Below are 12,566 nucleotides of genomic sequence, written 5' to 3'. Positions count from 1 at the left end.
GGCTCTTTCTTCCGCTTCTTTAACGTATTCAATTGCTTCTAAACTCATTCATACACCTCCTTAAAATACAAAAAAAGACATCACTTAAGAATCATTCTTCTCACCCCTTGAAGAATTCATCCTTGAAAGCAAATGCCCAACCATTATTTTTATTCAACTAAGCATAATTTAACATAGCACTCTTTACTTGTCAAATCATAAACACCTGAAATCCAACGTATAAAGCGTTTTTTTTTTAACAAAAACCTCTATACGTTTAGTCTCATTTTTAGATAAATAAATCTCAGTAAATACTTAGATGAATAAAAAAGTAAATGATTACTTTCATTAGTATATCGACATTTTATCTTACTTATTAAGACATTATCAAATTAAAAATACCGCTTATTTTCTTACCTCACCAAATGAGAATAATGCAATAGAGCCAAATCCTGTATGTGAAGCAATGGTAGGTCCATAAGGATATACTTGTATATCTTTAACATTGATTTTAGATTCAATTTCCTTTTTGATCCATTCAGCTTCTTCTTGAACACCGACATGTCCAATAAAAAGAGTTTGGTCTTCAGGATCTACTATACCTTCAACTGTTTTATTAACTAAATAATGCAGCGATTTTTTTCTACCTCTGACTTTAGCACTCGGTACTAAACCACCTTTTTCATTCATCACTATGATAGGTTTTACATTTAAAACACTGCCAAGGGTTGCAGAGACTGAAGAGATTCTTCCACTACGTTCAAGATGCCTAATATCATCTACGGTTACCCAGGAATGAAGTTTCATTTTATATTCTTCTAACCAGCTCACGACTTCTTCTAAAGATTGTCCTGCATTTTTTCGATTTACAGCTTCATATATCAATAAGCCTTCACCAAGACAAGCCGCTTTAGAGTCGACTACTGTAATATTTACTTCATCATATTCTTCTTTCAGCATTTCTACTGCTGTTACAGCATTATTATAAGAACCGCTTAATGCAGAAGATAGACCTAAAAATACAGCTGGTTGACCTTTCTCAACATACTTTTTGAATACTTCGATAAATTTACCAATATTGATTTGTGAACTAGTGGCCATTGCACCATTCTTTAAAGCTTCAAAGAAGGCATCACGGTCAAATGTTTCACCCATGTCGTCTATATAATCTTTTCCTTCAAGATTGATAATTAAATTTATAATTTCTATATCATTTTCTTTTATAAAATCTAGTGGCAAATCACAACAAGAATCTGCAATAATTTTATAATCCATTATTAAAACCCCTTTTTTTACTAAATCTTTCAGTTCACTCACTTATTATGCCATTTTTTCAGAAAAATAGAAACTTTTTAAAAATTAATTTAAACAGCTTGCTTTGTTGAACGTTTGTTCGTATAATATAAATATCAAACAAACGTTCGGAGGAATAAAGATGAAAAAAAACACTTTAGAAGAACAAGTTCATCCCTTTTCTTTTCTGCAAAAAAAATTCTTTTTAACTGACGCCGCTAGTGAATTAGAGATTTTAACACAAATGCCTAAAGAACAGATTACTTTTTTCTTAAACCAAGCCTTTACTAAAAAGAAAAAAATAATTGTACAGTTGAATCATTTGGCAGAATCTTCTTTTTCAGCAGAAGTTACTGGTTATATTAGATATGCACCTTTTAAGAAACCTCAAATCATTCTAGAAAATACAATTACTCATATGACTTACTTAATTAATCCCAACAATATAAGACATATCCGTTTATCCTAATTGAATCCTTTCCCTCACTTTAACATTTTCCTTCACTTCACTAATTCCTATAAATAAAAAGACCCTCCATATAATTATTAGATACCAGTTATCTAATGAATCTAAAAGGAGAGTCTTTTTGTATTTGTATTGCTTAGTTTAATGACAAACATTTATTTCTAAGATAGTAATTTTTTACTTTTTGTTGGATCCAATTTTTTCTCGATCCAACCTAAGAAGAGGTCACTGATAACTGCCATTAAAGCAGTTGGCATTGCACCTGCGAGGATGATTGCTCCACCATCGGTTACATTTACGCCCCGAGTAATAATATCACCTAAACCACCGGCTCCAATAAACGTTCCGATTGCAGTTACACCAATCCCGACTACCATAGCATTACGAATTCCGGCCATAATGATCGATAAAGCTAAAGGAAGTTCAACCATATAGGTTAGCTGCCATCTTGTCATACCCATACCTTTACCTGAATCCAAAATATTTTTGTCCACACTTCGAACTCCTGCGTACGTATTTTTAATAATAGGGAGTAATGAGTATAAAAATACTGTTGTAATAACGGTGTTTACACCTAACCCCAACCCTAACATCAAGATAGACAACATGGCTAACGAAGGGATCGTTTGAATGACGTTAGCTGCTCCAACAACCCAGTCAGCTAACTTTCCATGTCGAGAAATCCAGAAACCAACTGGAATTCCAACAATCCCTGCAAAAATTACACCGTAAATCGAAATTAAGAAGTGACGAAAAAATTGGCTCCAAATATAAAGACCATTTTCTGAAAAATAATAAATTAATTGTTCCCATAAATTCATTTGTGCCATCATTATTATTCGCCTCCTCCTTCGTTTACCTCAACTGATTCAAAATAATTGTTTTCTTTCAAAAAGTCGTCTGCTACAACTTTAGGTTCAATTAAATTGTTATCTGAAATATAATTTAATTCTTGCATTTTTTCATCCGTTATAGAATTTTGTAATTTTGATAATACTTCATTTAATTCAGGATAGGCTTCTAATACTTCAAAAGTCGCAACTGGACTAGCATCATATGGAGGAAATAATTGCTTATCATCTTCCAACACAACTAAGTCATAACTTTTAATACGTCCATCCGTTGAATAACCTAACACAACATCCATTTCTCCAGCTTGTAAGGCATTATAAACTAATCCGATTTGCATAGGATAAACACGGTTAAAATCAAAGCCATAAGTATCTAGAAATGCAGCATACCCGTCTCCTTCACGCTGGATCCAAGATGAGTCTACTCCAGCATTTAATTCACCCGCTACGTCCTCCAAATCACTAATGGTAACTAAATTATATTGATCTGCAAGTTCTTGTGTCACCATAAAAGCGTACGTGTTTGCAAAACCATAAGTTGGAAACCATTTTTGATTGAATTCAGCAGCAAATCCATCCACAACAAGTTCTAATGCTTTTTCAGGATCAGTGATCGGATCTCTTCCTAATTCACCTGTTAAAGAAGTTCCTGTATATTTAATTGCGGCTACATTAGCATCTCCACCAACCAAAGCTTGATGATTTAAAGAAGATGATCCTAAATTATTTACAATCTGAGCATCTATATCAATGTAATGCTCAACCATACCTTCAACAATATAACCTATAATTTGTTGTTCTGTAGTAGAACCACCCGTTATTGTGATTCCCTCTTCATTAAATCCACTACCTAACCCAGGTAACGAACAACTGCTTAATACTATCGCTGCCATAAAAAGGGCAGCAATTTTTTGAATTTTCTTCATCGTTGAAGCCCTCCTATTCATTTCCTTGCACAGTTCTAGGCGTTACTTTTTTTTCTAATTTTCCTAGTACAAAATCTGTCAATAATGCAAGAATGGTTACAGGTATGGTTCCCCCAATAATCAAACTAGGAATAAAAAGATTTAATCCATTAAAGATAAAATCACCTAATCCCCCAGCACCAATATAAGAAGCTAATGCAGCCCATGAGATAACGTAAACACCTGACAAGCGAATTCCTGCCATAATAACCGGTGCGGCTTGAGGTAATTCGACATTTTTTATCAACTGTAGACTGGTCATTCCCATTCCTTTACCTGCGTCCCTTAAATTAGTATCTACTCCATTCATTCCTATATAAGTGTTTCTTAAAATAGGTAATAAAGAATAGATAAATAATGCAACGATTGCAGGCACCTTTCCAATTCCAAATAGAGGAATCATTAAAGCTAGTAGTGCTAAAGAAGGGACAGTTTGTAAAATTGTTGCTAAGCCGATAATAAACTTAGCACTTTTTTCAAATCTTGTTAATAATACTCCTAAAGGGACAGCCACAATAACACCTAACGCCAAAGCAAATGCTGAAATGTAGAAATGTTCCCACGTTTTCAGGAGTAAATCAGAGCCATTTGTTGCAAAAAATTCAGCCATTATTTTTTCCTCCTCTATTCATTACTCTCGTTAGGAGTGGTCGTTTCAAAAACATTTCCACTTGTGATGTCTTCTTCCTCACCCCATATTGTATCGTAAACCACATCTACGAGCGACGTACGAGTGACTAAACCAATCAACCGATCTTTATTATCCACGACTGGGATATTTTTAAATCCACGTTTTAAAATTCTTTGAACAGTATCTCTTAAAAGAGTACCTTCTCGAACAAAATAAACTTTATCCATCATAATATCTCCTACACTTGTAGCCCGTTTACGATTACGATCGATTCTCTCTATATCAACATACCCCTTTAAGACACCAGAGTCATCCGTAACAAATAGGGAGTCGACTCGTTTATCTCTCATCAAACGAATCGCTTCTGAAAGAGATTTTCCAGGAGTTACAGAGATTGGATTTTTTATCATAACTTGGTCTACCGTTTGAATATTTGGTCTTGCTTGAATCAATCGGTCCTCACCGATAAAATCTTCAACAAACTGATTAGCCGGTTCAGCTAGTATATTATCCGGCGTATCAAATTGAACAACACGACCATTTTGCATAATCACAATGCGGTCAGCCAGCTTTAAAGCTTCATCCATGTCATGGGTAACAAAAATAAACGTTTTTCCCATCTCTTCTTGTAATTCTTTCACTAATTCTTGTAAAGCATCTCTAGTAATAGGATCTAGTGCTCCAAAAGGTTCATCCATTAATATAACATCTTGGTTCGCAGCCAAAGCACGAATAACACCAATTCTTTGTTGCTGTCCACCAGAAAGTTCTGCTGGGTAACGTTCCAAAAAGTCTTTTGGTAAATCTACTTTTTCAAGTAGTCGTTCAGCTGATTCTCGTTGTTTATCTTCAGACCACTTTAATAATTTAGGAACCATGACAATATTGTCATAAATTGTCATATGAGGCATTAACCCAATTTGTTGGATAACATAACCGATTTTACGTCTTAATTGAACAGGGTCTTTTTTCATAATATCTTCCCCATTAATTAAAATTTGTCCTGATGTCGGCTCAATCATACGATTGATCATTCGCATAGAAGTCGTTTTCCCACTTCCACTTGTACCGATAAACACAATAAATTCTCCATCATTAAATGTAAGGTTAATAGCGTCGACTGCTTTTTTCCCACCTTTATATACTTTTGAAACATCTTTAAATTCTATCAATACACTCACCTCTTTATATATTCTTTCTATTTTTTGACCATATGCAAAACTATTATCTCAAACATACTAACTCTAATCAAATTTGACGATTTTTGATTAATTTTTTCTCATAAAAAAAGATTTTGGAATTAGTATTCCAAAATCTTTCTTTAGCTAGCTTATGAGTTTATAGAATTGGAGAAAATAATCTAGAAAAAGTTTGTTTAAATTTCATCCATTTAGATTTATTATCAATGATTTCTTTTGTCAGTAGATAGCTTTTCTTCATATCTTCATAAAAGAAATTTTGCTGTTGCTGAGCAATCTTAGCATCATAGATAAAAACATTTACTTCAAAATTTAATTTAAAACTACGGATATCAAAATTAGCTGTTCCAATCGAACAGATATCTCCATCCACAACTACTGTTTTTGCATGTAAAAATCCATTATCGTAAATATATACTTCTGCACCAACTGCTGCCATAGCTTCAGCATAATACATGGTAGCCCGATAAATAAATGGATGATCTGGTTTATTCGGTATCATGATTTTAACATCAATCCCAGACATTATAGCAATTTGAATAGATTCCAATACTGAATCATCTGGAACAAAATAAGGCGTTTGAATAAAAACAGACTCTTTAGCCATACTGATCATCTTAATATAACCCTTTTTGATTTGCTCAAGATCTGAATCTGGGCCACTCGAAACGACTTGTACGTTCGTATGCCCTTTTTTATCAATTAAAGGGAAGAAATTTTCTTCATATTCCAATTTATGTTTAGGAACTGCTGCATTCCAATCCATTAAAAATCGACTTTGTAATGCAAGGACAGCATTTCCTTGAATTTTTAAATGGGTATCTCTCCAATAGCCAAATTTCTTATACTCGCCTAAATACTCATCTCCAACGTTGAAACCGCCAGTATACCCAATTTTCCCATCAATAATCACAATTTTACGGTGATTACGGTAGTTAAAACGTAAATTAATCAATGGAAATTTTGAACCGAAGAAAGGTTCAGCTTTGCCACCTAGTTTTTTTAATTTTTTAAAAAAACTAGGCTTTAACGATCGAGAACCTAAAGCATCATAGATAACTAGAACATCAACTCCAGCAGCTGCACGTTCTTCTAAGGCTTTAAGAACACGTTTTCCTATTTTATCGTTATGGATAATGTAATAGATCATATGGATGTGATGCTCCGCTTTAGAAATATCTTCTATTAAAGAATTAAATTTCTGTGCTCCATCAGTGAACAATTCAATTTTATTTCCTTTAGTTAAAATTGATTCGTCACTTTCTAAAAATAAACTTGCCATTTCTTTTGCGTTTTCAGTAGCTTGTTTAGCAGATAATAAATTTTCATCCTCTGCTAACATTTCTTTTTGAGCTTGTACGAGCTCTGGCATTCCTATATTTTCTTGAGACTTGATATCAAATATCTTTTCACGGGTCAATTTTTTCCCAATAAACAAATAAAAAATGAATCCAATTCCTGGTAAAAGAATCAATACAAGCAACCATGCCCAAGTAGCAGCAATATCTCGTTTCTCACGAAAAACCGTAATGACAGCAAAAACGATATTTAAAAAGAAAAAACCCAAAAGTATGTATGTGATAATCTGCATCGACGTATTCCTCTCCAACTTTATTATTAGTCAATCTTACTACTTCCCTAATTTTTTAGCTACTACAAACTAGCGAACTGCAGGAATTCATTACCAAAAAAGAGATTGGGCAGCTGCCACAATCTCTCACTTATTTATCCTTAAAAAAAATGGTTAATGTTTACTTTTTGGTAAAAACAACATTGGAGTCGTTTTAGCTATGATGATTAATACAACGCTTGTTACTATTCCAGTAACGAGTGCACTTCCACCGTTCGCAATAAATGAATACCAAATAGGATTCATTCCTTCTGGAGCATAACTTCCCCAAAAATAATACCCTGCAATAAAGTGCCAGAAGAAACGAGCTGCTGTTCCTAATATCGTTCCAAAGACAATTAATTGATATTGCTTTAGTTTTTTATTTTCTTTAAAAGATCGTTGGATAGGTCTGCTTACCAGACCTGCAAAACCAACAAAAGCAAAAGCAACAAAATATTCTATAAATCCTTGTAATGGATGCAATATACTAGCGTTTCCAACTAAGAAATGCAATACTCCCCATAAAAATCCTGATGCAGACGCTGCTATAAAACCATACCTAAATGCAAACAACGTTAACGGAATCATCCCTAACGAAATTGTAAATCCTGTTCCAATATTGGTTGGAATCAAAGATAACACAATTGCTAAAGCGGCAACTATCGTCCCTTCTATCCAAACACGTAACCTCATACTACTCAAAAAAAACTCCTCCTTCATGTGTTGAACAGTGCCACACATCAAAGGAGGAGTCCGAATAATCATTTTAACACTATTATTTCGTCCCCGTCACAATCCCTACGCTCGTACTAACGAACAGGTTCCAAGGGTTAGAATCTATTGATTCAATCTCAGCTTTTTACAGCACCCCTTTGTGATGGTTGTTCATTCAATTTTACTTCCATATAATATAGTACAATTATACTGATTTTTTGTCAATATACGATTTGATGATTCAACTATTAAGCAGATTAAACTAGACTGCCCTCAAGTATTTTTGAGTAAACAAACTTATACCCATCTGCTTCCTTTACTTTCTTTTTGGTATCTTTGAATCCTGATTTTAAATACATCATTTGTCCACTGATGTTATCGTAATCAATCAACAAAACAATCTCATTAATAGAAGAAAATCGCTCTTCTATATACTCCGGTAATTTTTCCATTGAAGCTTTTCCATATCCTTGCTTTTGATACCGTTTATCGACCGAATGGGCTTTTAAAAGAATAGCATTGGGATTTGAGACATAGTTTAATACCGAATTTCCTGTTTGAAGGATAAAGAAACCTACCATCGTATCTTGGTCTAAGATCAAGATAGGGTATTTTTCATTTTCATGTAAACTTTCAGTCATACCGACCATAGGCATCACTGTGTAAGGATTTTTTTCTATTATATAATCTTCTATCATAGAAACATCGCCTACTGTTGCTTCTCTTAGTATAATATTTTCCATCCTATTCATACACTAACCTCCACTGATTTATTGTATTAAACCTCTTTATAAGCCTACCTTACCTGTCCCCATCCCATTCAGCATAAAATTCTGATAAATAGTGTTCCATAAAAGCATGTCTTTGTTCTGCTAACTTTTTCCCAGGAGTTGTATTCATTTCTTCCCTTAGTTTTAACAATTTTTCATAAAAATGCATAATAGCTGTATCTTCTCCAGAACGATAATCTTCTATAGTAAGATGTTCACGTGGTTTTTTTTCCGGATCATGTATCAATCGATTTTTTGAACCTGAATAGGCCATTGTTCTAGCGATCCCAATTGCTCCTATTGCATCCAATCTATCTGCATCTTGAATAATTTTTCCTTCTATTGAAGTCAATTTAGTTTTATTTGTCCCACCTTTGTATGACATGTGAAGAATGATATCCATTATTTGTTCTGTTTCTTCTTCAGTTATAGGATGAGTTGAAAGCCAACTTCTAACTTTCTTCTCCCCATCAGCTTCTGTTTTATTCATTTTTTCATCAGCCACATCATGTAAAAGAGCCGCCATCTCGCAAATAAAGAAATTTATTTCTTTACGTTCTTGTTTTGCAATACTTTTTGCTAAATTTCTGACTCGATGAATATGCCACCAATCATGACCGCTAGCATCATCTTTTAATAATTTATATACATAGTCTTCTGTATGTTCAATAATTTTTTTTTGTAAATCTGTTAACATTTTTTCCACCTCATTTGTACTCTTCCAGCACTTCAAAATAAGTCTATCAATCCCACTAAAAAACCACAAGTTATATGTCAATTTTTATATCTTATTTTTTATCTTTTTTTACAAGAAACCTAAAAAGAAAACGCTTTTAAAAACTTTTTTTATTTTTTTTATTCCCCCTCTCAGGTCTGTCGTCAAGGTAAAACAACGGTATTAAAGCTTATTTTTGAAAATGGTTTTGTTTTTCATTTTTTTTTATTCATGTTACACTGATTATTGTGCTTCATTTTAAAAGTTTTTTTTTAATGAATAGATGTCGATTTTTCTTAAACATTTTTCAAAGAAATCAGCCATTTTACGAATGGTTTCTATAACAATTTATGTTTTGATTCTATCCTTATCAGATTGTACTTTATTCATTTTGATTCACTAGTTGACATTCATAAATAAAAAAAGGAAGGGGATGTTATTTTTGTCAAAAATAACTATTGAAAATGTTACAAAAGTTTTTGGTAAAAGAACAACACAAGCCTTAGAGTTGTTAAACCAACAAAAATCTAAGCAAGAAATCTTTAAAGAAACTGGGGCCACTGTAGGAGTAAACAACGTTAGCTTTACAGTTGAAGAAGGTGAAATTTTTGTCATCATGGGATTATCAGGTAGTGGAAAGTCTACTCTTGTCCGCATGTTTAATCGTTTAATCGATCCTACTAAAGGAAATATTTACATCGATGATAAAAATTTATCTACTATGGATAAAAAAGCCTTGCGCCAAGTCAGAAGAGAAAAATTAAGTATGGTTTTCCAAAACTTTGGTCTCTTCCCTCACCGTACGATTTTAGAAAACACTGAATATGGATTAGAAATTCAAGGTGTTGATAAAGCTGTGAGACAACAAAAAGCTCAAAAAGCTTTAGAAAACGCTGGATTAGGCGATTATAAAGATCAATATCCTAGTCAATTATCAGGTGGAATGCAACAACGAGTTGGTCTTGCACGTGCTTTAGCGAATGATCCTGAGATTTTATTAATGGATGAAGCTTTCTCTGCGTTAGATCCTTTAATTCGTCGTGAAATGCAAGATGAATTAATTGAACTTCAAGCAAATGTTAAAAAAACGATTATCTTTATTACGCATGATTTAAATGAAGCTTTAAGAATCGGCGACAAAATTGCTTTAATGAAAGATGGTTCCATTGTGCAAATTGGTTCTCCTGAAGAAATATTGACTCATCCTGCAAATGACTACGTTGAAAAATTCGTTGAAGATGTGGATCGCTCTAAAGTATTAACTGCTGAAAACATCATGCAACGTCCTGAAACATTAAATATTAAAAACCATGGTCCTCGTTTTGCATTAGAACAAATGCGCAGTGAAGGAATCTCTAGTATGTTAGTTGTAGATAGCCAACGCAATCTTTTAGGCTATATTACAGCTGAAGATGCTTCGGAAGCACGTAAGAAAAATATTCAAACAATTGAAAGTATCCTTAAAGTCGATATCCCAACTGTTACAAGAACAACTTCCATGAACGATATCTTCTCTGTTATTCATGATTCAACTACTCCGGTAGCAGTTGTGGATGAAGGAAAATTAGTAGGTATTATTGTCAGAGGTGCTGTAATAGCCGCTCTTGCAGGAGAAAGTGAGGTGCTGCAAAATGTTTAATTTATTAGATATTATTCCAGAATTACCTGTAGCTGATGCAATAGAAAGTTTCACAAGTTGGATAACAGATACTTTTGCATTTTTGTTTGACCCTATACAAAAATATTCTGAGATTGCTATGGAATTTGTAACAGACACTTTATTACTACTTCCACCCATTTTATTTATTTTGATTATTGCTGTGATCGCCTTTTTCTCTTCAAAAAAGAAATTTGGCTTAGCAACATTTTCAATCATTGGGCTTTGGTTCATCTATAATCAAGGACTTTGGGAAGAGTTAATGAGCACTTTAACACTAGTACTAGTTGCTAGTTTATTATCAATTGTTATTGGAGTTCCATTTGGTATTTTAATGGCTAAAAGTAAAATAGCGAATACCATTATTGCTCCTATACTGGATTTTATGCAAACAATGCCGGCTTTTGTTTATTTAATACCCGCAGTTGCCTTCTTTGGGATTGGTATGGTTCCAGGAGTGTTTGCCTCATTGATTTTTGCAATTCCACCGACTGTTCGTTTTACAAATCTAGGAATCAGACAAGTCTCAGCTGAATTAGTTGAAGCATCAGAATCTTTTGGTAGCACTGGTGCTCAAAAGTTATTCAAAGTAGAACTTCCATTAGCTAAGTCAACAATCATGGCTGGTATCAACCAAACTGTTATGTTAGCTCTATCAATGGTCGTTATCGCTTCTATGATCGGTGCTCCTGGTCTTGGAAGAGAAGTTCTTTCTTCTCTGCAACGTGCACAAATCGGTACAGGTTTTGTATCTGGTTTAGGTTTAGTTGTTCTAGCGATTATCATTGATCGTTTAACACAAAAATTAAATAAAAAATAATTGAATGTTATTTTAAAAAAAAAAAAGGAGATGGATTAGTTATGAAAAAATTAAACTGGAAACATTTAGGCCTCACAGCAGGTTTAGGATTATCATTAGCTGCAGCAGGTTGTGCAACAGAAAAATCTTCAACAGAGGATACATCTGTTGGTAAAGGACAAGAAATTGAATTAGCTTATGTAGAATGGGATACTGAAGTCGCTTCTACTCACGTGATCGGTAAAGTTTTAGAAGATTTAGGTTATAATGTAAAATTAACACCTTTAGATAACGCTGTAATGTGGCAAGCCGTAGCAAGCGGTGACGCTGACGCTATGGTAGCTGCATGGCTGCCAGCCACTCATGGTTCTCAATTTGAAGAATATGGCGACCAAATGGTTAACCTTGGAACGAACTTAGAAGGCGCATTAGTTGGTTTAGTTGTTCCTGAATACATGGATGTAGATTCTATCGCAGACCTTACTGATGAAGCTGAAATGAGCATCACAGGTATCGAACCCGGTGCTGGTGTTGTTGCTGCAACTGAAACAGCCTTAGAAGATTACGATAATTTAAGTGATTGGGAACTTGAGACTTCTTCATCTGGTGCAATGACTGTTGAATTAGGTCAAGCTATTCAAAATGAAGAAGAAATTGTTATTACTGGTTGGTCTCCACACTGGATGTTCGCCACTTATGGCTTGAAATATCTTGAAGATCCTGAAGGTTCATTTGGTGAAGCAGAAACGATCAACACTATGGCTCGTGAAGGTTTAGAAGAAGATATGCCAGAAGCTTATCAAATTTTAGATCAATTTAACTGGACAACTGAGGAAATGGAAAGCATTATGCTAGATATTTCTGAAGGAGAAGATCCTGAAGATGCAGCTGAAGCCTGGATTGAAGAAAATCCTG

Annotated in this window: 11 protein-coding genes, 1 pseudogene, 1 riboswitch and 1 other annotated feature; of the genes and pseudogenes, 3 read left to right on the top strand and 9 right to left on the bottom strand. The window is 33.9% G+C overall.

The genetic code is table 11. From position 1 onward, the window contains the following. Positions 1–94: 94 nt before the first annotated feature. Positions 95–142: a sequence feature (sodium ion sensor (DUF1646 type); this cis-regulatory element may regulate processes involved in with the transportation of sodium ions), on the bottom strand. A gap of 242 nt (positions 143–384) precedes the next feature. Continuing rightward, positions 385–1,254, bottom strand: a complete 870-nt coding sequence (locus ABS911_RS12410) for a DegV family protein (protein ID WP_251166105.1) — start codon at positions 1,252–1,254, stop codon at positions 385–387. A 160-nt stretch (positions 1,255–1,414) separates the two neighbouring features. On the opposite strand from ABS911_RS12410, the gene ABS911_RS12405 reads away from it, so the two are divergent. After that, positions 1,415–1,741, top strand: a complete 327-nt coding sequence (locus ABS911_RS12405) for a hypothetical protein (RefSeq protein ID WP_341048399.1) — start codon at positions 1,415–1,417, stop codon at positions 1,739–1,741. Between the two features lie 158 nt (positions 1,742–1,899). Here the strand turns inward: ABS911_RS12405 and ABS911_RS12400 are convergent, their stop codons facing one another. The 8 genes from ABS911_RS12400 to ABS911_RS12365 all read right to left on the bottom strand — a co-directional run bounded on the left by ABS911_RS12400 (position 1,900) and on the right by ABS911_RS12365 (position 9,177). Continuing rightward, entirely contained in the window at positions 1,900–2,568 is a 669-nt protein-coding gene (locus ABS911_RS12400) for an ABC transporter permease (RefSeq protein WP_350467812.1), read from the bottom strand. A 5-nt stretch (positions 2,569–2,573) separates the two neighbouring features. Further along, positions 2,574–3,515 carry an osmoprotectant ABC transporter substrate-binding protein gene (locus ABS911_RS12395; protein WP_034536490.1) on the bottom strand — a complete coding sequence of 314 codons (942 nt, stop codon included), beginning with the start codon at positions 3,513–3,515 and terminating at the stop codon, positions 2,574–2,576. A 13-nt stretch (positions 3,516–3,528) separates the two neighbouring features. Then, positions 3,529–4,164, bottom strand: a complete 636-nt coding sequence (locus ABS911_RS12390) for an ABC transporter permease (protein ID WP_023177594.1) — start codon at positions 4,162–4,164, stop codon at positions 3,529–3,531. Between the two features lie 14 nt (positions 4,165–4,178). After that, positions 4,179–5,366, bottom strand: coding sequence for a betaine/proline/choline family ABC transporter ATP-binding protein (locus ABS911_RS12385; RefSeq protein ID WP_023177592.1), 1,188 nt, complete (start codon positions 5,364–5,366; stop codon positions 4,179–4,181). A 157-nt stretch (positions 5,367–5,523) separates the two neighbouring features. Then, complete coding sequence (cls, locus tag ABS911_RS12380; RefSeq protein ID WP_350452316.1) at positions 5,524–6,975, bottom strand: cardiolipin synthase; 1,452 nt, start codon at positions 6,973–6,975, stop codon at positions 5,524–5,526. Between the two features lie 153 nt (positions 6,976–7,128). Beyond that, positions 7,129–7,689, bottom strand: coding sequence for an energy-coupled thiamine transporter ThiT (gene thiT, locus ABS911_RS12375; RefSeq protein WP_285836223.1), 561 nt, complete (start codon positions 7,687–7,689; stop codon positions 7,129–7,131). 85 nt (positions 7,690–7,774) lie between these two features. Continuing rightward, positions 7,775–7,878: riboswitch (TPP riboswitch) on the bottom strand. 89 nt (positions 7,879–7,967) lie between these two features. Beyond that, positions 7,968–8,462: a GNAT family N-acetyltransferase gene (locus ABS911_RS12370; protein WP_350452317.1), complete on the bottom strand. Its 495-nt coding sequence runs from the start codon at positions 8,460–8,462 to the stop codon at positions 7,968–7,970. A 49-nt stretch (positions 8,463–8,511) separates the two neighbouring features. Next, positions 8,512–9,177, bottom strand: coding sequence for an HD domain-containing protein (locus tag ABS911_RS12365; RefSeq protein ID WP_023177584.1), 666 nt, complete (start codon positions 9,175–9,177; stop codon positions 8,512–8,514). Positions 9,178–9,637: 460 nt separating this feature from the next. On the opposite strand from ABS911_RS12365, the gene ABS911_RS12360 reads away from it, so the two are divergent. Both ABS911_RS12360 and ABS911_RS12355 read left to right on the top strand, forming a co-directional pair. Next, positions 9,638–10,834: a quaternary amine ABC transporter ATP-binding protein gene (locus ABS911_RS12360; RefSeq protein WP_034538576.1), complete on the top strand. Its 1,197-nt coding sequence runs from the start codon at positions 9,638–9,640 to the stop codon at positions 10,832–10,834. Continuing rightward, positions 10,827–12,566: pseudogene (locus ABS911_RS12355) on the top strand (ABC transporter permease/substrate binding protein); the annotation flags it as partial. The gene ABS911_RS12360 and the pseudogene ABS911_RS12355, both read left to right, overlap by 8 nt.

The sequence above is a fragment of the Carnobacterium sp. genome (assembly GCF_040274425.1).
Note: the sequence above shows the minus strand (reverse complement) of the source record. Positions and strands in the feature narration are given on the sequence as shown.